General features: G+C 41.4%; 2 tRNA genes and 1 rRNA gene. All 3 read left to right on the top strand.

From position 1 onward, the window contains the following. Positions 1 to 68: ribosomal RNA gene (locus tag Q4493_RS17710) — 16S ribosomal RNA — on the top strand; the annotation flags it as partial. A gap of 118 nt (positions 69 to 186) precedes the next feature. Then, a tRNA-Ala gene (locus Q4493_RS17705) sits at positions 187 to 262 on the top strand. 106 nt (positions 263 to 368) lie between these two features. After that, positions 369 to 445, top strand: a tRNA-Ile gene (locus tag Q4493_RS17700). Positions 446 to 850 lie beyond the last annotated feature (405 nt).

Below are 850 nucleotides of genomic sequence, written 5' to 3'. Positions count from 1 at the left end.
GATTCATGACTGGGGTGAAGTCGTAACAAGGTAACCCTAGGGGAACCTGGGGTTGGATCACCTCCTTATCTTGAAGTAAAACAATGAATGGAAAACTTCGGTTTTCACGAGTGTCTACACAAATTGTATTGATAACACATTAGAAGAAGAAACGTAAAACCCTAGCAGCTATTTATAGTTTGTAATGGGGCTATAGCTCAGCTGGGAGAGCGCCTGCCTTGCACGCAGGAGGTCAGCAGTTCGATCCTGCTTAGCTCCACCACTTACTATTATGTTAGAGCGCACCCCGTTTTATTTTAGCGGTGAGGTCGGCTTGTTTATTTCAAGTCTGCCCAGACCTACCAAGGTTTAACACTTCGAAATACGATAGGTCTGTAGCTCAGCTGGTTAGAGCGCACCCCTGATAAGGGTGAGGTCGGCAGTTCAAGTCTGCCCAGACCTACCAAATTCTGCGTTATGCGTCGTTGCTTTCAACCTCGTTTAGTGAACTAAACGTCGGTCAAAAGCGCCTAGCCTAACTTGAATGAACGTGAACTTCTTCAAAAGAGATGAATGACCAAATTTAAGGTATCTTACGAGATGAATTAAGTTTGGTTTTTTAAACCAAGTTTTTGACCGAATGCGTGTCATGAACTATTTCTTTAACAATCTGGAAAGCTGATATAAATACCGGTGTTTATATGGTGGCTGAAGTGTCGCGCTTCAAATACATAAACATATAAATACCAAGCTGTTGTTGTTTCTTTTATCGGGAAACATCAATGGTGATTAAACATTCTCCTCGAGTGTTTAATCAACCCGATGATTAATCTTAGGATTAATTATCAACTCTTATTCAAGACACACAATG

This window comes from Colwellia sp. 1_MG-2023, from assembly GCF_030546755.1.
GTDB lineage: Bacteria > Pseudomonadota > Gammaproteobacteria > Enterobacterales > Alteromonadaceae > Thalassotalea_H.
Note: the sequence above shows the minus strand (reverse complement) of the source record. Positions and strands in the feature narration are given on the sequence as shown.